This window comes from Streptomyces sp. NPDC003379, assembly GCF_053589195.1.
In genome coordinates this window covers 101,432-126,003 of record NZ_JBSFRK010000014.1, presented here as the reverse complement: position 1 = coordinate 126,003, position 24,572 = coordinate 101,432, and the positions used below count along the sequence as shown (strand labels likewise).

The window sequence follows — 24,572 nt, the reverse complement described above, 5'->3', positions numbered from 1 at the left end:
GTGTGACGGGGAGGGAGCGAGAGACAGGGGCGGCTTCGGATCAGCGCGGGGCGCCGTACGGCAGGAGCGCCATTTCGCGGGCGTTCTTGATCGCGGCGGCGATCTGCCGCTGCTGCTGAGCCGTCACGCGCGTGACCCGACGGCTGCGGATCTTGCCGCGGTCCGAGATGAACTTCCGGAGCAGATCCGTGTCCTTGTAGTCGACGTACGTGATTCCGAGCTGGTCCAGGGGATTGGGGCGCGGCTTCTGCGGGCGGGTGGCGGCGGACTTGCGGGGGGACAAGGTCAGACCTCCAGAAGGGTGTCGAAGGCGGGGGGCAGGTGTTTCCAGGCATCGCGCCCGGCCGCGTACTCCTCGTCGGTCAGCAGGCAGGACTCCAAGAGCCGTTCGAGGCCGTCGCGGTCCAGGCCCGGCGAGGTGAACACCAGGTGGTTGCAGCAGTCGCCGTGCTCCGGGTGCCAGTCGAGGGCGGCGGCCGCGCGGCGCACCGGCGGGACCATCTCCCACGCGGCGTCCGGCAGCGAGGCGAGCCAGGGCCCGGCGCTCTCGACGCAGAGCGCGCCGCCCGCCGCGTCCCAGCCGAGCAGCGTGTCCGGGTGGTCGGCCAGCCAGAACCGCCCCCGGCTGCGGGCGGCCGCGCACGTCAGATCCTCCAGCGCCTCGTAGAGCCGCTCCGGGTGGAACGGCCGCTCCCGGTGCCATACGAAGGTGGAGACGCCGCTCGCGTCGGCCTCGGCCGGGAGCAGCGCGCAGGCCGGGTGCTGGGCCGCGGCGGCCGCCTCAACGTCGAAGCCGGCGAGCGCGGCGCCTTCCATCAAGCTCTTGAAGAGCAGGGGGACACCCCCCTGATCGCCGTGGCTGATCAGGACCTGGCGGGCGGTCGGGTGGAGCTGGGCGAGCAGCGCGCGGTCCTCGTCGTCGGCCTCGGCCGAGTCCAGGACGGCGAGCACGGGGGCGTACTCCAGCTGGCGCGCCCAGGTGTCGGCGACGGTGCGCTGGTCGGTGGGGGCCGCGGCGAGACCGGCCTCCATGAGGTCGTCGCCGTTGCCGAGGCAGGGCAGGAGCAGGGCGGGGTCGACCGCCGTGACCACGCCGCTGAGCCTGATGCCCTCGTCGCTGTGCGCCGCGATCACCTCGGCCATGGCCTTGGGCTCGACGGAGTCCCACAGCTCGACGACCGCGAGCCTGGTCAGGCCCGCGTCCGCGAGCCGTCGCAGCTCGGGCACGAGGTCCTCGCGGAGCGCGCAGCACGCGCAGTCGTTGACGAGGGGCGTGTCACCCGTGGAGAGCACGCCGGTGGTGTCGCGCACGGTGCGTACGACGGTGCCCCGCTCGGCGGCGGCCGACAGGTCGTGGTGGAGGGCGACGCTGCCGGGGACGGTGGCGAGGAGGTGGTCGACGGCCGCCCTGCGGGCGTCCGCGTGGAGGCCGCCGACGATCACCGTGTCCATCGGGCGGGCGGTGTGCCCGCCGGGCCGGTGGTCCATCAGCGCTTACCGAAGCGGCGCTCGAAGCGTTCGACGCGGCCCGCGGTGTCCATGACGCGTGCCGTCCCCGTGTAGAAGGGGTGGCTCGCGGACGAGACCTCGACGTCGATGACCGGATACGTACGCCCGTCCTCCCACTCGACCGTCTTCTCGCTGCTCGCGGTCGACCGGGTGAGGAAGGCGAAACCGGCGGCCTTGTCGCGGAAGACGACGGGGCCGTACGGGGGGTGGATGTCCTTGCGCATGGCGGTCAGCGCTCCTCTCGGAAGTCGACGTGGCGTCGGGCCATCGGGTCGTACTTGCGCAGCGTGAGGCGGTCGGGGTCGTTTCGGCGGTTCTTGCGGGTCACGTAGGTGTAGCCGGTTCCCGCCGTGGAGCGGAGCTTGATGACGGGGCGTAGTTCGTTGCGGGCCATGTGGGTAGTATATGAAAACGACTCCCGTTTTCAATAGCGGGGTGCCTTCCATCGACCGAGAGGTGCGTCACCTTGTCCGCCCACTGCCAGCTGACCGGCGCGAAGCCCGGCTTCGGCAACCACATCTCCCACTCCCACCGGCGGACCTCCCGCCGCTTCGACCCCAACATCCAGAGCAAGCGGTACTGGCTGCCGAGTGAGGGGCGGTACGTCCGGCTGCGGCTCAGCACGAAGGGCATCAGGACCGTGGACTCCATCGGGGTCGAGGCGGCCGTCGCCAGGGTCCGCGCGCGGGGCGGGAAGGTCTGACCGATGGCGAAGAAGAGCAAGATCGCGAAGAACGAGAAGCGCCGCGAGACCGTCGCGCGGTACGCCGTGCGGCGGGCCGAGCTGAAGGAGATCATCCGCGGGCCGGGCACGGGGGACGCCGAACGGCTCGCCGCGCAGCGGGAGTTGGCGTGTCAGCCGCGTGACGCGAGTGCCACGCGGGTGCGGAACAGGGACAGTGTCGATGGACGTCCGCGCGGGTATGTGGGGGCGTTCGGCCTGTCGAGGGTGAAGTTGCGTGAGCTGGCGCATGCGGGATTTCTGCCTGGGGTGCGGAAGTCGTCCTGGTAGCTTGGCGCGGGATTTCGGCGGGCGATTTCGGTGGGGGCGTCGGTGCCTTCGGCCGGGAGCGTCGGTGCCTTCGGCCGGGAGCGTCGGTGCCTTCGGCCGGGAGCGTCGGTGCCTTCGGTGGGGTGTGGGCTAAGGGCGTGTGCGTCTCCGGCCTCCGGCGGCCATCGCCTTCCGTCCACCGGCCTCCGTCCACCGCCCTCCGCCTTCTGTCCACCGCCCTCCGTCCCCCTCTTGGCCTCGGCCGTGGGTCAGCGGGGTGGTGGGGGGTCGGGGTGGCGGCCGTCGTCGGGGTGGCCGCCGTCGGGGCGGCGGCCGTCGGGGGTTTGTGAGCCGTCCAGGAGCATGGGGGGCGGGGATGTGTTCAGGGCGTCCGAGAGTTCTTCCAGGGTGGTCAGGAGCAGGCCCGCTCCCTTGCGTACGACGCGGTCGGGGACACCCTCGCCGTCCCACTCCTCCAGGGCCTTGCGGACCGCGTCCCACTGAGGGACGCGGCGTTCGCGTACCACCTTGGCGCCCTGCTCCGTCGACTTGCGCAGCGCCTCGGCCAGGCGGGCCGCCGCCGGGACGGGTGTCACGTCGCGCTCCGGCAGATGCGCCTCCATCAGCATCGCCACGCGGCCCAGCTGGGCCAGGGCCTCCTCCGCGTCGGCGGCCGCGGCGCGGGACAGTCCTCGATGGCGCACCGGCTCGTTCTTGGCGCGGGCCGTCGCCTCCTGCCAGGCGACCCGCGCGTCCCGCGCCGCGAGCAGCGCCTCGCGGACGTCGGGGCAGGCCTTGCCCGCCGGATGTGCGTAGTGGTCGACGACCGCGGCGGCGTAACGGCCGTCCGCGATCAGCCAGTCCGCGAGGCGGGTGCGCAGGCGCGGGGTCTCCCAGGCCGGGTACACCGCGTACGCGATCATCGCCAGGACGCCGCCGAGCAGCGTCAGGAGCACTCGTTCCGGGACGGTCTGCGTCCACTGCTGACCGCCCATGCCGAGCAGGAACACGACGTACGCCGCCACGCAGGCCTGCGCCGCCACCTGGCCCGTGCGCATCAGCAGGTACATCATCCCGGCGCAGAGCACGGCCAGCGCGGCGGACAGGCCCGTGCGGGGGTGGACCAACTGCACCAGGCCCGTGGCGAGCGCGACGCCGACGAGGGTGCCGCCGAAGCGGGCCACGGCGCGGGAGTACGTCTGGGAGAAGTCCGGGCGCATCACCATGACGGCGGCCATGGGCGCCCAGTATCCGTGGCCGAAGGGCAGCCAGGCCCCCAGGAGGTAGCCGGCGGCGGCCACCGCGGTGACGCGGATCGCGTGACGGGCGACCGGGGACTCATGCCGCAGGGCCGCCCGCATGGCGCGCAGGGCCGTGGGGACGAGGGCGGGGAGCGTGGGGCGGAGCAGGGAGATCGGCTGGGTGTCGGATTGAGTGAGGGGGTGGGGAGGGGGTTGGGGGGTGGGGGGAGCGTCGGGGTGGGTGGTGGGTTGGGTGTCGGGCGGGGTGGTGGATTGGGTGTCGGGCGGGGTGGTGGATTGGCCGTCCGGCCGGGTGGCGGGCTGGGGTTCGGGCGCGGTGGCGGATTTGCTGGCCGGGTGGGTGGTGGGTTGACCGTCGGGTTGGGGGGTGGGTTCTCCGGTCGGGCGGGTGGTGGGGTGCGTGGGCGGTGGGGGGTTTTGTGTGCCGCCTGCTGTTTCCAGTACGTCCCTCAGGAGCGCGCCGAGGCGTGTTGCCGCTCGGTATGCCGGGCCCGTCAGGATCGCTCCCGTGTCCGGGGTCTTGAGCGCGGCCAGGGCCGCCGGGGGGACCTTCACCGGCTCTCCGTGGCGGATCGCGCGGGCCGCCGCGTCCAGGACCGCGCCCGCCGCGCCGAGGAGCTCGCGCACCCGGTCACGCTCTCTGCCCTCCGGCGGGACGCCCACCGCCGGGTCCGCCAGGGAGGCGAGGACCGGGCGGATGCGTTCGGCCAGGCCTCGGGAGCCGTGCAGTTCCGCGGGGCGGCTGCGGGCCTGGCGCGCGGTGATCGTCGCCGCGTCGCGGGCCGCCATCAAGGGCTCGGGGTCGAAGGGGGCCACGGGGTCGTGCCGGAGCCTGCGGGCGTAGTCCGCCTCGGCGGCCAGGGCGTCGGCCAGGGCGTCCCGGTGGGCGCCCCATCTGCGTACCGGGAAGAGGATCACCAGCGCCGCCTGGACGCAGCCCCCGACGATCATCATCGCCGCGTGGCCCGCGGCGGCGGCGACCGAGCCCGGGATGGTGACCGTCACCAGCATGATCGCCACGTTCGACGAGGCGATGATGCCGACGGTCGGGCCCGCGGCCCAGCTCAGACCTGCCAGGAAGGTCCAGAGGCAGAGGAGGGCCAGGAAGAGGAGGAGGTGGGAGCCGGTGAGGTAGCCGAGGAAGGTGGAGACGGCGAGGCTCGTGCCGGAGGCCAGGGCGAGTTCCGGGCGGGGGCGCCAGCTGCGTTGGAACGTGGCGATGGCTGCCTGGAAGGCGCCGAAGGCGGAGCTTGCGGCTACTGCTGGGCCGAAGAGGGTGAGGCTGAGGCCGATCATGATGGCCAGGCCTGCGGCGCCGCGGGCGGCTACCAGGGGTTCGAGGCGTTTGCGCTCGACGGTCAGGCCTGAGCGGGCTGTCTCTTTCAGCGCTCGGAGCCAGGTCACTCTGTGATGATACGGGGCGTATTGGGTGGGTTGGGGGTGGTGTGGGCCGGATGTGCCGTTCCTGCCGGGGGTGGGGCGGGGGTCGGGGCGGGGGTCGGGGCGGGGGTCGGGGCGGGGGTCGGGGCGGGGGTCGTTTCCCCGGTGGCTGTGTCTTCCGTCGGGGGTGGCGGGCGTCCTTTCCGGCGGCTGTGCGTTTCGGCCGGGGTGGGGCGGGGTGTTGACTTGCGGCGGCTGCGGCTTTCGCCGGGGGCGGGGCGGACGTTGACCCCCGGTGGATGCGGCCTACGTGGCGCGTTGGTTTCTGCCGGGCGCCTCCCGTTGGAGGTGGGGCGGGGCCGCGGCGGTATGTCCGTCCTCGCTATCTTGGCGCGGGCGCCTGTCTGCTTCGGCGCCCGGTGCTGCGTCACTGTGCTCCGGGCGGACATACCGCCACGTCCCCTCCGGTCTCGCCGGCGGCTGCGGACCGGTGGGGCGGGCGGGGCGGGCGGGCTGCCCCTGCTCCTACGTCACCATGCCCATTGCCGGGTAAACGGGTGGTTGGGTGGGGAACATCCGCCGCGAAGCGGCGGGGTAGGGCGCGGCGGGGTCACCGCCGATGAGCAGGGTCGCGGCGAACCCCGCCGTCAGGGACCACGTGTGCTCGGCTGGCCGCTGGCGTTGACTCGCTCACTCGTGAGTCCATGACGCGTACGTCAGGGCAGCGCGGGACCCCGGTTCCGGGGCGCGACGTGGGCCCGGTCGGCCGCCGCCGTGCCGTGGGTCCAGCCCTCGCCGTCCGTCGCCCCGCGCACGCGGGTCGTGGTCGTCTCCGGGAACATCCGCTCGGCGCGGTCGGTCACCGAGACGTCGCGTGCCGCGAGTACGGGGAGGAGCGAGTCCTCTGAGCCGTCCTCCGCCGCCGCCTCCGTGACCGCGTGCTGCCCCGCCTCCGCCAGGCGGGCGCCGATGCGATGCGCGTACGCCAGCAGGAACGTCTGCCGGAACGTCTTCGTACGCTTGCGGCCCGCCGCGCGCTGCCCCGCCTCCGCCTTCGTCATCGCCGCCGTGCCCTGGACGAGCAGGGAGGTGTAGAGCAGTTCGACGGCCGCCAGGTCGGGTTCGAAGCCGACGACGGTCGAGAAGCCGTATGCCTCGTTCCACACCGCGCGGCAGTGGTTCGCGGTGGCGACGGAGTCGAGCAGGATCGCCTTCGCCGTCTCGTACGGAGCGTCCACGCCGACGCGGCACGCCCCGGGGACGTCCTTCGCGTGGGTACGGGCGGCGAGCAGCGCCTCGTCGAGCGAGTGCCGCGCCATCAGCTCCTGCGCCTTCGCGGTGAGCGCCTCCGCCTCCTCGGGGAAGCCGGTCGCCTCCGCCTTGGCGAGCAGGGCGCGGATGCGGGTGAGCGTGCGGGGCTCGCCCTCGACCGGGCCCGGCACGGATTCGCCGGGCGGTGGGCCGACCGGCTCGATCGGGGGGAGGCGCAGGAGCAGGCGGTAGAGCTCCAGGTGGGTGGTGGCTTCCGAGAAGCGGTCACCGAAGCGGTCGCCGGCCTGTTCGGCGGCGGGGTCGAGGTCGGCCAGCTGGGCCGGCCAGCGGGGTGGCAGGTGGGCGTAGCCGCTGGTTTCGGCTCGGATCAGGGCGGCGGTCAGGCGTACGTGCGGCTCGCCCAGGTCACGGCGGACCAGCCGTACGACATCCGCGGGCTGCCAGCCGTGCCGCCAGGCCCGACGCAGATACTCCTCACCGCGCCGACGCAGCTCCGCGTCCGCCTCGGGGGCGGCCGCCAGGAGGGATGCTCCGGTGTCCAGGCCCTCGTGGTCGTCGCCGTACAACGCCGCCGCGAACGCTTTGTCGATCACCGAATCCATAGGGACAGGGTATGAGGTGGGGTGAGGTGGGATGAGGTGGGTGAGGTGCGGTGGGTGGGCGTGGGTGAGGTGCGGTGGATGGGGTGGGTGAGGTGCGGGAGGTGCGGTGGATGGGGTGGGTGAGGTGCGGTAGATGCGGTGCGGTGGGTTCGGTGCGGTGGGTTCGGTGGGTTCGGTGCGGTGGGTTCGGTGGGTTCGGTGGGTGCGGTGCGGTAGATGCGGTGGGTGCGGTGCGGCGGAGCCACTCGGCACCTCCACGCGGGCCCACACCCCACCCCGGCCCGACACCTCCGCCCGGGGTAAACGCCCGCCCTACCTCCACGCCTCTATGCGGGGTAAACGGGTGGGTGGGTGGGACATATCCGCCGCGAAGCGGCGGGAGGACAAGCCGCACCAGAACAGCGAGGGACACCGTCACCAGCCAAGCCCCGCCGGGAAAGGTAGGGCTGGCCATACCCCGGAACACCCCTCAGTGGTCGTGCCCGCACAAGCACACCCCGCTTGGCTGTACACATGACCGAGACCGCCAGAACCGCCGTACGCCTCACCGCCCTCCGCCGCCTCCACGGCAACGTCACCGCCCTCGACGGCGTGGACCTGAAAGTGAGCGCCGCGACCTTCGTCGCGGTCATGGGCCCCTCCGGTTCCGGGAAGTCCACGCTTCTGCAGTGCGCCGCGGGCCTGGACAGGCCGACGTCGGGGACAGTCGAAGTGGGCGGCACCGAATTGACGGGGCTGAGCGAGCGCCGGCTCACGCTGTTGCGCAGGGAGCGGATCGGTTTCGTCTTCCAGGCCTTCAACCTCATCCCCTCACTGAGCGCCGCCCAGAACGTCGCGCTCCCGCTGCGTCTCGCGGGCCGCCGCCCTTCTCGTACGGAGATCCGCGACGCCCTCGGCCGGGTTGGCCTGGCCGACCGGGCCAGACATCGGCCCGGCGAGCTCTCGGGCGGCCAGCAGCAGCGCGTCGCCCTCGCGCGGGCGCTGGTCAGCCGCCCCGCCGTCCTCTTCGGCGACGAGCCGACCGGGGCGCTCGACACGGGAACCAGCCGACAGGTCCTCGCGCTGCTGCGGGGGTTGGTCGACCAGGAAGGGCAGACGACCGTGATGGTCACGCACGACCCGGTGGCCGCCTCGTACGCGGACCGCGTGGTGTTCCTCGTGGACGGCAGGGTGGCGAGCGAGCTGCGGGCGCCGAGTGCCGGTGCGGTGGCTGAACGTATGGCGATACTGGAGAGCGCCACGGTCGTCACCGACATGGACGAGGCGGCCGCCCGATGATCTTCCTCGCCTCTCTCCGCGCCCGCTGGAGCAGCCTGCTCGGAGCCTTCGTGGCCGTCGCCCTCGGTGTCGGGCTCACCGCCGCGATGGGACTCGGGCTGGACGCGAGCCTCGCCGCGCCGGAACGTCCGCCCGTGCGGTTCGCGGGGTCGCCCGTCGTCGTCATGGGGCAGGACCGGCTGACGGTGCCGGTCGAGCGCGGGCCGGGCACCGCACACGTATCGAAGCCGCTCGCTCATCCACACCCTGTCGATACCGAACTGCTGCGCGACCTTCGGCGGCTCGGTCCCGTACGGCTGGACGGCGACAAGCGGGACGCGGTCGGCGTCGACGCCCCGGCGCGGCAGGTGCGCGACGCGGTCGACGGCCGGGCCCGCGTCCTCACCGGCGGCGACCGCCGCCAGGCCGACCCCGGCACGGCGCGCGACGCCGAGGCGCTGGTGGCCGTCAACTCCTTCCTCGGCACGGCGGGCGGGGTGGCCGCCTTCGTGTCGGTGTTCGTCACGGCGTCGACGTTCGCCTTCGTCGTGGCGCTGCGGCGGCGGGAGTTCGGGCTGCTGCGGATGGCGGGCGCGACGCCCGGCCAGGTGCGCAGGCAACTCCTCGGCGAGGCTCTCGCGGTGGGCGTGGCGGCGTCCGCCGTCGGGTGTGTGCTCGGGGCGTGGGGCGGGCCGTTGCTCGGCGAGGCGCTGGTGGACGCCGGGATCGCGCCGCGATGGTTCGCGATCTCCGGGGCGGAGGCATCACACGCATCACACGCATCACACGAAACAGACGCATCGGAAATCTGCGCCGTCGCGCAGGCGATCGGCGCCTGGCTCACGTGGCCCTTCCAACTCGCCTTCTGGGTCGGTCTCTTCGTCGCCTTCGCGGGTGCCTGGGCCGCGTCCCGGCGGGCCGGGCGCGTCACCCCGGCCGAGGCGTTGCGCGACGCGTCCGTGGACAGCGGGGTCATGCCGTGGAGCCGGCGGATCGTGGGGGCGGCGCTGCTCGCCTGCGGCGTCGGGCTGCTCGCCTGGACCCTGGTCACGGACCCGTCCTCGCTGATGAAGCGCAAGACGTACACGGTCCAGCCGATGATCCTGATCACCGCGGCCGCCGCGCTCGCACCGCTGCTCGTACGGCCCGTCGTCCGCGCCTTCCGGCTGCCGGGCGCCATCGGTCTCCTCGTACGTGAGAACTCCACCGCCTCCGTACGCCGTACCGCCGCCGTCGCGGCCCCCGTCCTGGTCACCGTCGCCCTCGCGGGCAGCCTGCTCGGCTCGGCGCAGACCGTGAGCGAGGCGAAGGCGGCGGAGGCGCGTGAGCGTACGGCCGCGCATCTGGTCGTCACAGGGACCGACTTGAGGACCCCGAAGAATCGAAAGGTTCCTGGGGCCGCGGCCGTCTCCGCCTCCGCCTCCACCGCCGTCTTCGTACGTGAGGAGGGCAGCGCGCTCGTACGGTCCGACGCGCGCGCGGTGCGTGACCCCGCGGCGCTGGCGGCGACGTCCCGGCTGGCGGTGGTCGCGGGCGACGTACGCGATCTGGACGAGCGGTCGATCGTCGTCAACGAGGAGTGGGAGAAGCGTCGGGTCGGCGAACACGTCGACGTCTGGCTGGGCGACGGGCGGCGGGCACGGCTGCGGATCGTGGCGGTACTGGCCCAGGGGAGCGGGGACAACGGTGCGTACGTCACTTCTCCCAACGCCTCGGTCGGGGGCGTTGGTTCCCAGGTGCCCGTGCCCGTGCCCGTGGACCGGATCGACGTGCGCTTGAAGGCGGGTGCCGATCCGGACACGACCGCTGCCGTGCTGGCTGCCGTGACCGGGGGCGAGGTGCGGACGGCCGAGGAGTGGCTGTCCGCGACGCACCCTCGGACCAAGGCGCAGACGCGGCTCGGTCTGCTGATGCTGCTCGGCATCTCCCTCATCTATACGAGCATCTCCCTGGCGAGCACGCTGCTGATGGCGGCGTCCGTGCGGGGCACGGAGCTGCAGTCCCTGCGGCTCGCGGGGGCCACGGGGCGGCAGGTACGGATGGTGGTCACCGGAGAGGCACTGGTGGCGGTGGCAGCGGGCACGCTCCTCGGCCTCGCAGTGACGGCGGTCAACCTCGGGGGCCTGTCGGCGGGGCTTGCCCGGCTGTCGGTGCCGACGGGGGTGGCGGTGCCCTGGGATGTCGTGGGTGTGGCTGTGGGGGTTTGTGGCGTGGTGGCGGCGGGGGCGGCGACGGCTGGAGCGCGGCGGATGTGAGGGTGCCGACAGGGCGGCGGACGCGTGGGTGCCGACAGGGCGGCGGACGCGTGGGTGCCGACAGGGCCGCAGGCGTGAGGGTGCCGGAGGACCGCCTCCGGTGTGGTCCGCGACCGGTGTTCGTCCGTGGCGGGGGCCCCGCCCGAGGCGTCCCGCCCAATGTCAGTGGTGGGTGCGAGACTCGCGATATGACCGACCGCTGGGCCATCGCCGCAGTCGAGGGGGGCGGGGCAGAGCTCGTCCCCCTCGGGGACGACGCGCTGCCCGCGGGCGGCGTCGTGCGGGAGCCGGACCTCGCCGAGGCCGTACGGAAGCGGGGCGGCGTAGGACGGTGGGTGTGGCGGTCCACCCCCGCCCTGTACCCGCGCCTGCTCGCCGCCGGCGTCCGCGTGGAGCGGTGCTATGACGTCGAGGCCGCCGAGCTGCTCCTCCTCGGTCACGAGGGCCGCCTCGGAGAGCCCCGCTCCGCGGCCGCCGCCCTGGCCCGGCTCCGCAACGCTCCCGTACCCCCCGATCCACCGCCCCGCGCCGCCGAGCCCGGCTCGCAGGACTCCCTCTTCGAGCCCCGCGCGGGCGGGGCCCCCGTCACGCTGGAAGAGCTCGTCGAGGTCTACGCCGAGCAGCAGCGAAGACACGACGCCACCGCCCACCCCGGCCGCATGCGCCTGCTCACGGCCTCCGAGTCGGCGGGCATGCTGGTGGCCGCCGAGATGAACGCCTCGGGCCTGCCCTGGCGTGCCGACGTCCACCGCGAGGTCCTGACCGAACTGCTCGGCGAGCGGTACGCGGGCGGCGGCGAGCCCCGCCGCCTCGCCGAGCTGGCCGACGAGGTGTCCGCCGCGTTCGGCCGCCGCGTCCGCCCGGATCTGGCCGCCGACGTGGTGAAGGCGTTCGCGCAGGCCGGCGTCAAGGTGAAGTCGACGCGGCGCTGGGAGCTGGAGGAGATCGACCACCCGGCGGTGCGGCCCCTCATCGAGTACAAGAAGCTGTACCGCATCTGGACCGCGCACGGCTGGAGCTGGCTTCAGGACTGGGTCCGCGACGGACGCTTCCGGGCCGAGTACACGCCCGGCGGTTCGGTCAGCGGCCGCTGGACGACCAACGGGGGCGGGGCGCTGCAGATCCCGAAGGTGATCCGCAGGGCCGTGGTCGCCGATCCGGGCTGGCGGCTCGTCGTGGCCGACGCCGACCAGATGGAGCCGAGGGTCCTCGCCGCGATCTCCCGGGACCGGGGCCTGATGGAGGTGGCGGGGAGCGGGGAGGACCTCTACACCCGGCTGTCGGACCGCGCGTTCTCCGGTGACCGCGACCACGCGAAGATCGCACTGCTCGGCGCCGTGTACGGGCAGACGTCGGGCGACGGCCTGAAGAACCTGGCCGCGCTGCGGCGCCGCTTCCCGCTGGCCGTCGCGTACGTCGACGACGCGGCGAAGGCGGGCGAGGAGGGGCGGCTCGTACGGACCTGGCTGGGGCGGACGAGTCCACCGGCCGCCGGGGCCGGGGAGGACGACGAGGCGGGCATTCCCCAGGAGGAGCCCACGACGTCCGACGGACCACCCCCGTCTCCCGAAGGGGAGTTCACTCCTGGGTACGCCTCCAGCAACGCCCGGGCCCGCGGCCGGTTCACGCGCAACTTCGTGGTGCAGGGCAGCGCGGCGGACTGGGCGCTGCTGATGCTGGCCGCTCTGCGGCGGACGATATCCGAGGGCGGGATGCGCGCCGAGCTGGTCTTCTTCCAGCACGACGAGGTCATCGTGCACTGCCCTGCCGAGGAGGCGGAGGCCGTCGCTCTCGCGGTGCGCGCGGCGGGGAACCTGGCCGGCCGGATCGCCTTCGGGGAGACGCCGGTCCGCTTTCCGTTCACGGTCGCCGTCGTGGAGCGTTACGCCGACGCGAAGTAAACAGGAGGAAGCAGACAGGAGGAAGGAAGCAGGAGGAAGGAAGCGGGCGGAAGGAAGCGGGCGGCTCAGCTTGCCGTAAGCATGGACCTCAGTTCGTCGGCCACCTTGCTGTCGGTGCCGTCCAGGGCCTTCAGTGCCCGCCTCCACTGCTCGTACGCCTCTTCGTCGCGCCCCTCCTCCCGGAGGAGAAGCCCCCGCTGGTGGCGGGCCAGACCTGTCATGTGGGCGTCGCCGCGGTGTTCGGCGCGGTCGAGGAGCGCGGCGCACTCGCGCGTCGCGTCCCGTGCGCGGGTCAGACCGCGCAGGGCCCGGACCAGGCCGAGGCGGGCCTGGGACTCGCCGTGCCAGTCCTCGTACTCGCCGTGGATGCGCAGGCTCTCCTCGAAGTGCGCGAGGGCGGCGGCGGGTTCGCCGAGGGTGAGGTGGGCGTAGCCGATGTTGCAGTGGGCGGACTGGCGGACGACGGCGTGACCGATGGCCTCGCCGATCGCGAGGCTGCGTTCGTGGTGGTCGATGGCGGCGCGGGCGTCCGTGTGTTCGTAGAGATTGCCGAGGTGGCTGAGGGTGATGGCCTCGCTGAGCGGATCGGCGAGTTCCTTGGCGAGCGCCAGGCTCTGATGGAGGGCTTCGGCGGACTCGGTGTGACGGCCGAGGCCTTCGAGGAGGAGACCGCGGTTGTTGAGGCCGCGGCGTACGCAGGACACGATGCCGAGGCCGCGCCAGAGGGCGAGAGCCTGGTCGTTGAGCGCGAGCGACTCGTTGCTCCGGCCGGACATGAAATGCATGCCGGCGAGGTCAGTGAGGGCCTGGGCCTCGGCGGCGCTGTCGCCTTCGCGGCGGGCGGCGTCCAGGGCGAGGGCGCCGAGTACGGCCGCCTCCGGGAGGCGGCCGCGGCGTTGGAGGTAGGGGAAGAGGCAGCGGACCAGTACGGGGAGCAGGTCGGAGGAGCGGGTGCCGTTGGGTCGCTCGGCGGAGGTGAGGGTGAGGGCGAGGGCGAGGATGTTCGCGAGCTCGGTGTCGCCCCAGGCGAAGGCGGCTTCCAGGGTGAGGGGAGGGGTGGGGGTGGGGGTGGGGGTGGGGGTGCCCGGTCCGTTGCCCGGTCCCGTGCCCGGTGTGCCCGAGGTGTTGGGTGGGGCCGGAGCGTTCTGCGTGACGGAGGCGCTCTGCGTAACCGAGGTGCTCTGTGTGCCGGAGGCGCTCTGCGTACCGGAGGCACTCTGGGCGTCCGGAGCGCCGTCCACGCGTCGCCCGCGGCATGCCGCCAGGCGGGATGCCACGCCGCGCAGGCGGTCCGCCTTGTCGAGGCCCCCCGGCAGGATCGCCTGCAGGGTGCGGCGGGCGGACTCCGCGTACCAGAGCATGGCCTTTCCCACGACGTCCATGCCCTGGCCGGGGTCCGCGGCGAGGGCGGCCGCCGTCTCGCGGGCGAAGTCGCGTACGAGGTCGTGCGGGGCGTAGCGGCCGTAGGCCGTTTCGTCGAGGAGGGCGACGTCGACCAGGCGGTCGAGGGCCGCGCCGGCGCGCAGTTCGTCGACGTCCAACAGGTGGGCGAGGAGCGGGACTCCGTACGTAGGGAGGTCGAGCGCGCCGATCCGGGCGAGGGCGAGGGCGGCGTCGCGGTCGGCCCGGCGTTCGGAGGTGCGCAGGGCGTCGAGGGCGACGGCGAGGGAGCGGCGCACGCTCAGATCGTCGTACTCCAGGTGGTGCAGGCGGCCGCCGCTGACCGTGAGGAGTTCGGCGAGGGCGTCCGGCGTGAGGGCGCGGCGCGCGGCGAGGCGGGCGGCGACGATACGCAGGGCCAGCGGGAGGCGGCCCGCCAGTTCGACCAGGGGGTGCCCGGCGTCGAGCCCGTCGCGTCCGGATACGGCACGTAGGAGCGCGGCGCTGTCCCCGTCCGAGAGGGGCTCCAGCGGGAAACGGGCCGCGCCGTCGAGGGTGGTCAGCGGGGACCGGCTGGTGACGATGACCGCGCAGCCGGGGCCGGCGGGCAGCAGGGGGCGCACCTGCGCGGCGGTCGCGGCGTCGTCCAGGACCATGAGCGTGCGGGTGGGCGCGAGCAGGGAGCGGAGCAAGGTGGCGGCCGCGGCGGGGTCTTCGTGGCTCTCCGCGTTGGGGCACGGCTCGGCGCCGAGGTCGCGCAGGAGCGAGGTGAGGGCTTGGCCGGGAGTGAGCGGGGTCATGCCGGGCGTCGCGCCATGCAGATTTACGTAGAGCTGCCCGTCGGGGAACTCCTCCCGCAGCCCGTGCGCCACATGCACGGCGAGGGCGCTCTTGCCGACGCCGGCCATCCCGGAGACGACGGCGACACGCGCCCCCGCGTCGAGCGCGCCCCGCAGGCCGCGGACGATCTCTTCCCGGCCGGTGAAGTGGGCGGGGCGGGGCGGAAGTTGAGCGGGGAGTGGGGTGGGCTTGCGGAGGCGTGCGGGTGCGGAGGGTTCACTTTCCTCGACGGCCTCGCTCTTCTCGACGGCCTTGCTTTTCTCGACGGCCTTGCTTCTCTCGACGGCCTTGCTTCTCTCGGCTTCGGGCTCGTCTGCGGCACGGGGCTCGTCTGCGGCTTCGGGCTCGTCCACGGCACCGGGCTCGTCCGCGGCACCGGGATCGTCTGCGGCTTCGGGCTCGTCCACGGCACCGGGCTCGTCTGCGGCACGGGGCTCGTCCGCGGCACCGGGCTCGTCTGCGGCTTCGGGCTCGTCTGCGGCTTCGGGCTCCTCCGTGGCTTCCGGCTCCCGGGAGACGTTGGGCCCGTACGGGGCTTCGGGCCCCCCGATGGCATCGGACTCCCCCCTGGCACTGGGCTCCTCCGTGGCTTCGGGCTCGCGCGGTGCTTCGGATCCGCGCGAGGCATTGGGCGTACCGGAGCCGCCGAGGGCCTCCACGTCTGCCGAGGGCTCGGCCGCTTCGTACGGCACCGCGGCTTCGGACTGCCCGGCAGCTTCGTCGCGCCCCGCAGCTTCGTAGTGCTCCGCAGCACCGGACGCCCCAGCGACTCCACGGCCCCCCGCAACCAAAGTGGCCCCCGCCCCCGCGAACCGCCCCCGCAGCACCTCCTGATGCGCCTCCCGTACCGCCGCCCCCGGCTCCACGCCCAGCTCCTCGACCAGCCTGCGGCGCAGTTCGCGGTGGGTGGCCAGGGCCTCCGCCTGGCGGTCCGTGCGGTGGAGGACGAGCATCAGCTGGCGGTGGAAGGCCTCACGGAGAGGGTGTTCGGCGACCAGTGCCGCCAGTGCGGGGGCGAGCGCGGCGAGGTCGGTGCCGAGTTCGAGTTCGGCGTCGTACCGCCATTCCAGGGCGAGCAGCCGCGCCTCTTCCAGGCGCGGTACGAGCGAGTGGTCCGCCAGAGGCTCCGGAAGACCGCCGAGCGGCCGTCCGCGCCACAGCGCGAGCGCGTCCGACGCGGAGTCGACGACCCGCGCCCAGTCCCGTTCGGCGTGTGCCGCCCGCGCCCTGGCCACCCGGCGTTCGAAGACGCGGACGTCCAACTCGCCCTCGCGGACCCGCAACCGGTACCCCGGCGGCACCGCGTGCAGCCGCTCCGGGTCGTCGAGGAGGCGCCGCAGCCGCGTCACGTGGTTCTGGAGGGATGCCTGCGCGGACGCGGGCGGGGAGTCGCCCCACAGCGCGTCCTTGAGGGCGTCGAGCGAGACGGCCTTGTCCGGTTCCAGGAGGAGCACGGCCAGCAGGGCACGCCCCTTGGCGCCGCGCACGGGACGCGGCTCGCCGCCCGTACCGTCGTACAGCGCCGGCGCCCCGAGCAGCCCGAACCGCAGACCCAGCCCGGGACCGGGGCCAAGCTCAGGTCCAAGGCCAAGCCCAGACCCCGGCCCCGGCCCCGGTCCCGGCCCCGGCTCAGACCGCAGCTCGCACCGCTCGCTCACGCCATCTCCCCGTGCCGACCGTCGCTTATCAGCCGACCGTTGGCCATATGTTAGCGATCTGTTGGCGGCGCCTGATGTGATCACTACATCGGACCTGGCCCGCCGGTACTCGCGCAATGCGCGTAGCTCGGGGGAGTGTCGCCGCCGCGGTCGGGTCCGGGGGCAGAGAGAGCCTCGGTCGGCGGAGGTGACCGACCGGGGCTCTTGTCCTGCCCGGACTTCATTCAGGCTCCCCTGGCCTCAGTACGCCTGGCTCCGTACGCCTCCGTACGCCTCCGTACGCCTCAACGCGCCACAGCCACCTCAGCTCAGTTCAGCTCAGTTCAGCTCAGTCCGCCTCATTCCCCGCCCGGGTGTCCCCCCACCCAAGACTGAAGCTTCTCGGGATTCCGTACCGCCCAGAACCTCGTGATCCGGTCCCCCACGATGTCGAACGCCATCACCGACATGGTGACGCCGCCCTGCTGGACCACCAGACCGGGCTCTCCGTTGACCGTCCGTTCCAGGATCGTCAGGCCGGGCGCCCCGCTGGTGACGGCGACCAGGAAGCGTGCGATCTGCTCACCGCCTCCCATGGGCGGCGCGGCACTGACCAGACCCCCGCCGTCGGAGAGCCCCATGGCGTCGGGGTCGAGGAGGCCGATGAGGGCGTCGATGTCCTTCGCTTCCCACGCCCGCTTGAACTCCCTCACCAGGTCGGCGCGCCGGACCTCCGGGGCCGAAGCCACGGAAGCGTGCGATGACGCGCGTACGCGACGGCGCGCCGAGGACGCCAACTGCCGGCACGCCCCCTGCGTCCGGCCGACGATCTCCGCCACCTCGGCGAAGGAGTAACGGAAGACGTCGTGAAGGATGAACGCGACGCGCTCGGCCGGGGTCATCGATTCGAGCACGACGAGGAACGCCATGCGGACCGACTCGTCGAGAGTGACCCGGTCGGCCGGGTCTGCCGGGTCCGCCGTCCCGCCATCCCCTCGCCCGCCGAGCCACTCCGTGTGGTCGGGCAGCGGCTCCGGAATCCATTCGCCCACGTAACTCTCCCGCCGGGCCCGCGCCGAGCCGAGCAGGTCCAGGCAGACACGGCTGGCGACCTTCGTCAGCCAGCCGCCGGGTGACTCGATGGCCTCCCGCCGCTCTCGGGACATGGCGTACCAGCGGGCGTACGTCTCCTGTACGACGTCCTCCGCGTCGGCGAGGGAGCCGAGGAGCCGGTACGCGAGATTGATCAGCCGACGCCGCTCGCTCGTGATCGCACGCAGGCTCGGGTCGAGCCGGTCGTCCTCTGGCTGGAACTGGGTCCTCATGGTGTCGCCGCTCCCCTGGGCCGCGTCTGGCCGCGTCGTCTGCCGGCGTCTGCCAGCACCTGCCGTCGTCTGCCGTCGTCATTCACCAGTACGACGAGACGGTCTCGCGAAATGTGACGAGGCAGCCCGCCTCACATTCCGGCGGGCTGTCTCGTCGTACTGCTGGGGCCCACCCGAACGCGACGCCCCCCCCGCAGCACAACCGCGGCGCAACCACAGCACAGCCACAGCGCAACCGCGGCGCAACCGCCGCGCACACAAAGGAGTTCACGATGGAAACCCGGCTCGACATCCACGCCAACCCGATCGCGGTCAAGGCCGTGAAACATCTCGCCTCAGTGGGCAAGGTGATCCTGGACTCGCCGCTGTCCGCCACGACGCGGGAGCTGGTGCTGCTCCGCGTCAGTCAGATCAACGGCTGCGGTCTCTGCGTCGACATGCACACCAAGCACGCCGCGCAGGCCGGGGAGACCTCGGTCCGGATCAACCTGGTCGCGGCCTGGCGGGAGGCCACGGTGTACACCCCCGCCGAGCGGGCCGCCCTGGAGCTCGCGGAGCAGGCCACCCGCATCGCCGACGCGGCAGGCGGCGTCACCGACGAGGCGTGGGCGGACGTGGCCAAGCACTACGACGAGGAGGAACTCGCCGCGTTGGTGTCACTCATCGCCGTCATCAACGCCCTGAACCGGATGAACGTCATCACCCAGCAGCCCGCGGGCGACTACCGGCCCGGCCAGTTCGGCTGACCCTGGTCGGACCGACTGCCGCCGCCCCATTCGGCTGCGCCCCCGGGCGACACCACCTATGAAAGACCTGTGAAAAGAGGAACCTGATGGCGACGAGTCTGCGCGTCGTGACGCTGAACATATGGAACAACCGCGGCGACGCCACCGCACGGACGGCACTGATCAACGCCGAGTTGCGGCGTCTCGAACCAGATCTCGTCGCCCTTCAGGAGGTCTTGCCGCACCAACTGCCGGAGCTGCTCGACGGAACCGGGCTGCACGGAACGCACCAGTCGCAGACGGCCGCGACAGCACCACCCCACGTGGACCGCTACGGCGGCACCGCGATCGCGACGCGGCAGCCGCATCGCATCGTAGAAGTCCTCGATCAACGCGGGAGGGACGCGCCCGACGTCCCGTGGCTCACGCTGGCGGCGCTGGTTCCGGTGGCTCCCCCGGCCACCGAGCCGAGCACCCGTGAAGACGTGCTGCTCATCGCACCCACCACCTCCTTCCGCCTCGACGCCGAAGCACAACGGGAACGTCAAGTCCTCGCCCTGACCGACCTGGACGCCCGCCACCGCACCGCCCTGCCCACGATCATGGCCGGTGATTTCAACGCGGTGCCCGATTCGGCCGGCATCCGGTACCTGACCGGCAGGCAATCACTCTCAGGACGCAGTACGCACTTCCACGACGCGTGGGAGATCGCGGGCTCCGGACCCGGACACACGTGGACCGCCGACAACCCCCACGCGACCGAGGACATCGAGCGCCTGGTCCGCCAGCCCGGCCACCACCGCCGGATCGACTACATCTTCGTGGGCTCGCCCCACGCCCACCCAAACGCCTTCGCCCGCGTGCGCGGCGCCGAACTCGCTTTCGACAAGCCCGTCGACGGCGTATGGGCAAGCGACCACTACGGAGTCGTCGCCGACCTGGAGGTGGGGCTGCTCACGTCCGGATAGGAGCGGAGCCGGAGGAGGAGCTGCTCACATCCGGATAGGAGCGGAGCCGGAAGTGGGGCTGCTCACATCCGGGTAGCAGGCGGACGACGGCGGCCCCTCCGCCACAACCGCGGCGAGCGTGTCCAGCGCCCACGCGAGTACGTCCGTCGGCGGCGACGCGAGCCCGACCCGCACCGCGTCCGCCGCGCCGTACCCACCGACGCCACTGCCACCACCACCGCCACCAACACCACCGCCGCCGACGGCGAAGGCCGGGCCCGGCGTGACGGCGATGCCGCGCGCGGCCGCCGCGGCGACGAAGGTCTCGGCGCGCCACGGCGGAGGCAGCTCCCACCAGCAGTAATAGGAGCGCGGATCGGTACGGATACGCCCCTTCACTCCCGCCGCGATCAGCCGCTCCCGCAACTCCCGCACGATCCCGTGCCGCACGCCCGCGTCGGCCCGCTTGGCGGCGACCAACGTCTCCACGGTCCCGTCAGCGACCCACCGCACGGCCGCCTCCAGACTGAAGGCCCCCGCGGTCCAGGCCCCTGACCGCAGGCTGCGCGCGAGGGCGTCCCGGTGGGCGGGCGGTACGGCGAGCATGCCGAGGGTCAGGCCCGGGGCGAGCCGCTTGGAGAGGCTGTCGATGAAGACGACCCGCTCGGGCAGCAGGGCGGCGAGCGGCGCGGGCGCGTCATCCGCGAGGAACCCCCACGTGCCGTCCTCGACGGCCATACACCCCAACCTGCCCAACACATCGGCCAGTTCCCCCCGCCGCTCCACCCCGGCCGTGACCGACAGCGGATTCTGCAGAGTCGGCTGTACGTAGACGGCGCCGAGGGAGGCGCGACGGTGGGCGTCGGCCAGCGCGTCGGGCAGCATGCCCTGCTCGTCCATGGCGATCGGTACGAGCCGTATGCCGAGCTGTTCGGTGATGGCCCTGACCAGGGGGTACGTGACTTCCTCGACGGCGACGCGGCCACCCGGGCGGACGAGTGAGGAGAGGGCGGCGGCGATGGCCTGCCGGCCGTTCCCGGCGAAGAGCACTCGATCGGGCTCCGGCCGCCACCCGCTGCGGGCCAGCACCGAGGCGGCGGCCTCCCGCGCCTCGGCGGTGCCGTCCGGTGCGGCGGCCCGGGTGGCCTCCAGCAGCACGTCGGCCCGCGAGAGCGGTCCGAGGGCCCTCGCCATGAGGGCCGACTGGCCTTCAACGACGGGGTAGTTCAGCTCCAGGTTGACCGCGAACGGCTCGCCGCCGAGGCGGCCGGGGCCGGGGCCGGCGGGGCCACCGGAGACGCCAGGCCCGCCGGAGACGACGGAGACGCCTAGCCCCCCGAGCCCCCCGAGCCCTCCAGGCACTCCAGGCACTCCAGGCACTCCAGGCACTCCGAGCCGACCGGGCACACCGAGGCCGCCGGGCGTCCCAGGGACAACCACAGACGACTCACGCCCCTCCACAGGCAGCCCACGCCCCTCCACAGACAGCCCATGCCCCTCCACAGGCAGCGCACGCCCGCCCTCAACCCCCCGCAGCGCGGCCCGCTCCGTCAGCGCCGCCCCGCCCGGATGCGGCGCCGCCGCCCGGACGAAGGTGCCGCGCCCCACCTCGCCGACGACCAGACCCCGCCGAGCCAGCTCTCCGTAGACCCGGATGGCCGTGGAGTTGGCGATCCCCCGCCGCCGGGCGAAGGCCCGCTGCGTCGGCAGCCGCTCCCCGCCCCGCAGCGTCCCCGCCTCGATCTCCCGGGCCACCTCATCGGCCACCCGCCGATAGTCACTGTCGCTCCGCCGCACCACGCCCCGCCGCCCCCTCGCAACTGTCCGCCCCTACGCAACTGTCCACTCACCCCGCGCCCACGCCCACTCCCCGCCACCCACACATTGCACCGAGAGCAAAGACCTTATTGCACCGTGCAGTTGCCCCGGCCTAGCCTCCCCCCATGGCAACCGCACAGCTCAACGGCATCACCATCGGCTACGACGACACGGCCGAGGCCCACCCCCCAACCGAGCGCACCCCAGCACCCACCCTCACCCCCACTCTCGTCCTCCTCCACGGCCACCCCTTCGACCGCTCCATGTGGGCCCCACAGCGCGAGGCGTTCGCCGCGACCCACCGCGTCATCACGCCCGACCTACGCGGCTACGGCGCGTCGTCCGTCGTCCCCGGCGCCACGGACTTCGCCACGTACGCCGAGGACCTCGCCGCGCTCCTGGACCACTTGGACGTGGCGGAGTTCGCACTCGGCGGTCTCTCCATGGGCGGGCAGATCGTAATGGAGTGCTACCGCCTGTTTCCCGGACGCATCACAGGTCTGCTCCTCGCGGACACATTCCCCGCCGCCGAGACCCCGGAGGGCAAGGTCGGCCGCAACGCCCTGGCGGACCGCCTCCTCGCCGAGGGCATGAAGGGGTACGCCGACGAGGTGCGGGACAAAATGGTGGCCCCGTACAACAGGGAGGCATCCGCGTACGTCCACCGCATGATGCTCGCCGCCCCGCCCGAGGGAGCCGCCGCGGCCCTGCGTGGGCGGGCCGAACGCCCCGACTACCGGGACCTGTTGTCCCGCGCCTCCATACCGTCCCTCGTCGTCGTGGGCCGCGACGATACGTACACCCCGGTCGCGGACGCCGAGGCCATGCACGCCGCGCTCCCCGACTCCACGCTGTGTGTCATCGAGTCGGCCGCGCACCTGCCGAACCTGGAGCGCCCCGCCGAGTTCAACGCGGCGGTCCGGGCCTGGCTGGCCAGCCTCCCGACGACGCGCCTCTGACCACATGACCACGGGACACCGGAGCCCGGACACGCGACAATCAAGCCACCAGCCCGCGCACGCCCGTTACGCCTGGCCACCGATACCCCCAGAGCCGCAGCCGCCCCAAACCCGAAACAGCACCGGCACCGGCACCGGCACCGGCACCCAAAGCCACAACCACAACCACAACCGACTACCAACCAGACCGCACCCCCACCCCACCATCCACCACCAGATCCACCCCAGTGATCCAGGACGCCGCGTCCGAGGCGAGAAACACACACGCGCTACCGATGTCCTCCGGCCGCCCGAGCCGCCCGAGCGGCGCCGCTCGGCCCCACCTCTCCACGCCGTCCGGCCACTCCTCGGCGAGCCCAGGCCGGTCAATGAGGCCGGGCGAGACGCTGTTGACGCGGATGCCGCGCGGCCCGTACTCGAGGGCGGCCGAGCGGGCGAACATGATCAGGGCGGCTTTGGAGGCGCTGTAGTGCGCGTGGCCTGGGGCAGGGCGCGTGCCCTCGATGGACGCGATCTGCGTGACCGTGCCACCGCTGTCCTGCCCGGCCATGAGGCCCGCCGCGGCCTGCGTGCAGCAGAACGCGCTCGTCACGTTCGCCTCGGAGAGCTGCCGCCAGTCCGCGGCCGTCATGTCCGCGAGGCTCTGCAGGGGCTGGATCCCGGCGTTGTTGACCAGCGCGTCCAGGCGCCCCTTCCAGGCGTACGCGGCCTCGACGAGGCGGTGGCACTCCTCCTCCCGGGTCAGATCCGCCGACAGGGCGGTCGCCTCCCCGCCCGCTCCCTCGATCTGCTCCACCAGCTCCCGGGCCCGCGCCTCACCCCGCCGAAAGTGCACGACGACCGCCGCCCCGGCCTGCGCGAACCGCCGGGCGATCCCGGCACCGACACCACCGCTCGCACCGGTCACCAGGGCGACGCGGCCAGGCAACTGAGGCAACGAATGATCCCGCACCAACTCCTCACGCACCCGCCCCACCTCCTCCTCACGCACCCGCCCCACTTCCTCCTCACGCACCCGCCCCACCCCCTCCGACATCCACCCCTCTCTCCTCACGCACCCGCTCCACCTCCTCCCACATCCGCCCCTCCCTCCTCCCGCATCCGCACCGGCTCTCCTGCCCTGCACAACTCCCGGATGAGTTCCGCCCGCCCCGGATACCGCGCGGCCAGCTCGTCCGGCTCCCCGCCCTCGTAATCCCGGGCGAGAAAACCGGGTGCCATAGTCGTCCCGAACAACGACCACCCATACCGCCGCCCATACCGCCGCCCGCGCTGCCGCCCGTACCGCCGCTCCCCGTCCCCTTCTCCGCCACCTGCTGCGACCCGCGCCCCCATCCACGTCCCCGCAGGGACGACGAGCTGGACGCTCCCGCCGCGCCCCAGCACGGCGAGGCGGTCCGTGCCGTCGGGGGCGAGGAGCAGCAGCTCCAGGGGGTCGCCCTCGTAGAAGTGCCAGACCTCGTCGATAGGCAGTCGGTGCAGGGCGGAGAAGTCCCCGGGAGCGTCGGTCAGCAGCACGACGATCGCCGAGCCCGCCGGCCGGCCGTCGGCGTCCGGCGGGCCCGCCCAGGTCCGCCGGAACAGTCCGCCCTCCACCGGCAGGGGTGCCAGCCCGTGCCGTGCGGCCACTTCCTCAGCTGTCTCGACCGTTTCAACCGTTTCAACCGTTTCAACCATGGTCAAAACGCTCCCCGCCCGAAGCACGCCATAACCGCGCACCAGCCCCCAGACGTGACCGACCGCTCAAGGAGTAGTCGACCGCTCAAGGACTGGTCGTCCGCTCAAGGACTGATCGACCGCTCAAGGACTGATCGACCGCCAGATCCGCTCCGGCAGAACACGCGCCGCCTGACCGAGGTCGGCGTCGTCCATGCCGGAGAGCCAGCGGCGCGCGGTCGCGACGATCGGCCCCATGACCAGCGCCTCGACCATGGGCACGGCCAAGGGAGCGATCTCCCCGGACTCCGCGTGCCGGCGCACCCAGCCGGTCATCGGCGACAGCCTGGCCTCCTGCGCGTCGCGGAGCTGCTGCGCCTGCGCCATGCCGACCCGGTCGGCATAGGAGGAGTGCAGGAGCCGGGAGGCGTCCGGATGCTCCTGGATGAACGTCAGATACGTACGTACGAGTGCGCGCACCCCACCACGAGCCGTACGGGAACGCTCCACGGCCCCGGCCAGCTCCCCGAGAAGTCGCCCGAGCCAGCGCAGCAACAGCGCGCTCATGAGGCCGTCGACGCTGCCGAAGTGGTGATAGAGGCTGCCGAGGCTGACACCGCTGGCCTTGGTGAGGGCGCTGACGGTGACGCCCTGCTCCCCCGACTCGGCATACACCTGGAGGGCGGCGTCCAGGAGGCGCTCGGCGGTTTCCGCGCCGCGTTGTTGCTTGGGGCTCATGGTGCCCACCAGCGTAGACCCTTAGCGGAACACATCATTTCTAGAACGCTTTTCTAGAAACCTCTCCGTACGACGCGGGGGCCACCCCCACACCACCCCCACGAGCGGGCCCCGGTAT

The 24,572-nt window shown here is 72.9% G+C and carries 20 protein-coding genes; 8 read left to right on the top strand and 12 right to left on the bottom strand.

Annotation, left to right across the window (positions count from 1 at the left end):
* Positions 1-40 precede the first annotated feature (40 nt).
* From rpsR to rpmG, 4 genes are read right to left on the bottom strand one after another with little or no spacing between them, the layout of a single operon-like run.
* Positions 41-283, bottom strand: coding sequence for a 30S ribosomal protein S18 (gene rpsR, locus ACWDVB_RS16120; protein ID WP_451515297.1), 243 nt, complete (start codon positions 281-283; stop codon positions 41-43).
* A gap of 2 nt (positions 284-285) precedes the next feature.
* Positions 286-1,488: a CobW family GTP-binding protein gene (locus ACWDVB_RS16115; RefSeq protein WP_451515298.1), complete on the bottom strand. Its 1,203-nt coding sequence runs from the start codon at positions 1,486-1,488 to the stop codon at positions 286-288.
* Positions 1,488-1,733 carry a type B 50S ribosomal protein L31 gene (locus ACWDVB_RS16110; protein WP_451515299.1) on the bottom strand — a complete coding sequence of 82 codons (246 nt, stop codon included), beginning with the start codon at positions 1,731-1,733 and terminating at the stop codon, positions 1,488-1,490. Before ACWDVB_RS16110 ends, ACWDVB_RS16115 begins: the two co-directional genes overlap by 1 nt.
* Positions 1,734-1,738: 5 nt before the next feature.
* The gene (gene rpmG, locus ACWDVB_RS16105; RefSeq protein WP_451515300.1) at positions 1,739-1,903 is read right to left on the bottom strand and encodes a 50S ribosomal protein L33; all 165 of its coding nucleotides are present in this window, start codon (positions 1,901-1,903) and stop codon (positions 1,739-1,741) included.
* Between the two features lie 72 nt (positions 1,904-1,975).
* Here rpmG and rpmB point away from each other — a divergent pair, with 72 nt between their 5' ends.
* Together rpmB and rpsN are read left to right on the top strand one after the other, a co-directional pair.
* The gene (gene rpmB / locus ACWDVB_RS16100) at positions 1,976-2,212 is read left to right on the top strand and encodes a 50S ribosomal protein L28 (protein ID WP_451515301.1); all 237 of its coding nucleotides are present in this window, start codon (positions 1,976-1,978) and stop codon (positions 2,210-2,212) included.
* Between the two features lie 3 nt (positions 2,213-2,215).
* The gene (rpsN, locus tag ACWDVB_RS16095; protein ID WP_451515302.1) at positions 2,216-2,521 is read left to right on the top strand and encodes a 30S ribosomal protein S14; all 306 of its coding nucleotides are present in this window, start codon (positions 2,216-2,218) and stop codon (positions 2,519-2,521) included.
* 248 nt (positions 2,522-2,769) lie between these two features.
* Here the strand turns inward: rpsN and ACWDVB_RS16090 are convergent, their stop codons facing one another.
* Together ACWDVB_RS16090 and ACWDVB_RS16085 are read right to left on the bottom strand one after the other, a co-directional pair.
* Positions 2,770-5,166 carry an FUSC family protein gene (locus ACWDVB_RS16090; protein WP_451515303.1) on the bottom strand — a complete coding sequence of 799 codons (2,397 nt, stop codon included), beginning with the start codon at positions 5,164-5,166 and terminating at the stop codon, positions 2,770-2,772.
* Between the two features lie 692 nt (positions 5,167-5,858).
* Positions 5,859-7,016: a DUF2786 domain-containing protein gene (locus tag ACWDVB_RS16085; RefSeq protein WP_451515304.1), complete on the bottom strand. Its 1,158-nt coding sequence runs from the start codon at positions 7,014-7,016 to the stop codon at positions 5,859-5,861.
* Positions 7,017-7,529: 513 nt separating this feature from the next.
* On the opposite strand from ACWDVB_RS16085, the gene ACWDVB_RS16080 reads away from it, so the two are divergent.
* The 3 genes from ACWDVB_RS16080 (at position 7,530) to ACWDVB_RS16070 (ending at position 12,429) form a co-directional block, all read left to right on the top strand.
* Positions 7,530-8,294, top strand: coding sequence for an ABC transporter ATP-binding protein (locus ACWDVB_RS16080; protein WP_451515305.1), 765 nt, complete (start codon positions 7,530-7,532; stop codon positions 8,292-8,294).
* A complete protein-coding gene (locus ACWDVB_RS16075; protein WP_451515306.1) occupies positions 8,291-10,528 on the top strand; it encodes an FtsX-like permease family protein in 2,238 nt (745 codons plus the stop codon). The genes ACWDVB_RS16080 and ACWDVB_RS16075 overlap by 4 nt, the downstream gene beginning before the upstream one ends.
* A gap of 188 nt (positions 10,529-10,716) precedes the next feature.
* Complete coding sequence (locus tag ACWDVB_RS16070; RefSeq protein WP_451515307.1) at positions 10,717-12,429, top strand: bifunctional 3'-5' exonuclease/DNA polymerase; 1,713 nt, start codon at positions 10,717-10,719, stop codon at positions 12,427-12,429.
* 65 nt (positions 12,430-12,494) lie between these two features.
* On the opposite strand, the gene ACWDVB_RS16065 is transcribed toward ACWDVB_RS16070, so the two are convergent.
* Together ACWDVB_RS16065 and sigJ are read right to left on the bottom strand one after the other, a co-directional pair.
* Positions 12,495-16,169: a BTAD domain-containing putative transcriptional regulator gene (locus tag ACWDVB_RS16065; RefSeq protein WP_451515396.1), complete on the bottom strand. Its 3,675-nt coding sequence runs from the start codon at positions 16,167-16,169 to the stop codon at positions 12,495-12,497.
* Between the two features lie 476 nt (positions 16,170-16,645).
* Complete coding sequence (gene sigJ / locus ACWDVB_RS16060) at positions 16,646-17,611, bottom strand: RNA polymerase sigma factor SigJ (protein WP_451515308.1); 966 nt, start codon at positions 17,609-17,611, stop codon at positions 16,646-16,648.
* Positions 17,612-17,883: 272 nt separating this feature from the next.
* Between sigJ and ACWDVB_RS16055 the strand changes: the two genes are divergently transcribed.
* Both ACWDVB_RS16055 and ACWDVB_RS16050 read left to right on the top strand, forming a co-directional pair.
* Positions 17,884-18,357, top strand: a complete 474-nt coding sequence (locus ACWDVB_RS16055; protein ID WP_451515309.1) for a carboxymuconolactone decarboxylase family protein — start codon at positions 17,884-17,886, stop codon at positions 18,355-18,357.
* Positions 18,358-18,443: 86 nt separating this feature from the next.
* Positions 18,444-19,304: an endonuclease/exonuclease/phosphatase family protein gene (locus tag ACWDVB_RS16050; RefSeq protein ID WP_451515310.1), complete on the top strand. Its 861-nt coding sequence runs from the start codon at positions 18,444-18,446 to the stop codon at positions 19,302-19,304.
* Between the two features lie 24 nt (positions 19,305-19,328).
* On the opposite strand, the gene ACWDVB_RS16045 is transcribed toward ACWDVB_RS16050, so the two are convergent.
* Positions 19,329-21,050, bottom strand: coding sequence for an aminotransferase-like domain-containing protein (locus ACWDVB_RS16045; RefSeq protein WP_451515311.1), 1,722 nt, complete (start codon positions 21,048-21,050; stop codon positions 19,329-19,331).
* A 176-nt stretch (positions 21,051-21,226) separates the two neighbouring features.
* Here ACWDVB_RS16045 and ACWDVB_RS16040 point away from each other — a divergent pair, with 176 nt between their 5' ends.
* Entirely contained in the window at positions 21,227-22,060 is an 834-nt protein-coding gene (locus ACWDVB_RS16040) for an alpha/beta fold hydrolase (protein ID WP_451515312.1), read from the top strand.
* Between the two features lie 175 nt (positions 22,061-22,235).
* Here ACWDVB_RS16040 and ACWDVB_RS16035 read toward each other — a convergent pair whose 3' ends face one another.
* The 3 genes from ACWDVB_RS16035 to ACWDVB_RS16025 all read right to left on the bottom strand — a co-directional run bounded on the left by ACWDVB_RS16035 (position 22,236) and on the right by ACWDVB_RS16025 (position 24,454).
* Positions 22,236-23,012: an SDR family NAD(P)-dependent oxidoreductase gene (locus tag ACWDVB_RS16035; RefSeq protein ID WP_451515397.1), complete on the bottom strand. Its 777-nt coding sequence runs from the start codon at positions 23,010-23,012 to the stop codon at positions 22,236-22,238.
* Positions 23,013-23,110: 98 nt separating this feature from the next.
* Positions 23,111-23,737, bottom strand: a complete 627-nt coding sequence (locus tag ACWDVB_RS16030) for a cupin domain-containing protein (RefSeq protein WP_451515313.1) — start codon at positions 23,735-23,737, stop codon at positions 23,111-23,113.
* 123 nt (positions 23,738-23,860) lie between these two features.
* On the bottom strand, positions 23,861-24,454 hold the full coding sequence (locus tag ACWDVB_RS16025; RefSeq protein WP_451515314.1) for a TetR/AcrR family transcriptional regulator: 594 nt from the start codon (positions 24,452-24,454) through the stop codon (positions 23,861-23,863).
* Positions 24,455-24,572 lie beyond the last annotated feature (118 nt).